The organism is Acinetobacter sp. TUM15071 (assembly GCF_008980925.1).
Classification (GTDB): Bacteria; Pseudomonadota; Gammaproteobacteria; order Pseudomonadales; family Moraxellaceae; genus Acinetobacter; species Acinetobacter dispersus.
In genome coordinates this window covers 1-303 of the sequence record NZ_BKGB01000086.1, presented here as the reverse complement: position 1 = coordinate 303, position 303 = coordinate 1, and the positions used below count along the sequence as shown (strand labels likewise).

The 303-nt window shown below is 56.4% G+C and carries 1 protein-coding gene; it reads right to left on the bottom strand.

Features of this window, described 5'->3' with window-relative positions; translation table 11 throughout:
* Positions 1 to 303: hypothetical protein (locus tag GBI66_RS19555; protein WP_171494356.1), on the bottom strand; the 303-nt coding region annotated here is incomplete at both ends.

Genomic DNA, 303 nt, shown 5'->3' with positions numbered 1-303 from the left:
GGTCACAGCACTGGTCGCTGCATCAGCAGGGATACCCGTCAAGGTACCTGTGATGGTCACATTGCCACCTGACTCTGCCGCATTCAATACGTTGTCAGCTGTCACAGCCGCAATCGTTAACACCGCACCCGCTGGGTTCGGTGGCGTAATATCCACGGTATAGCTGTGGTCAGTGCTTACAGGTCCGACACCCGTCACATTCACGGTCACGTTGATGGTGCTGTCTGCATCGGCACTCAAGTCGCTACCTGGAACGCTCACGCTCCACGTACCACCTGCCTGTACTGTGGTGTTGTACACCGT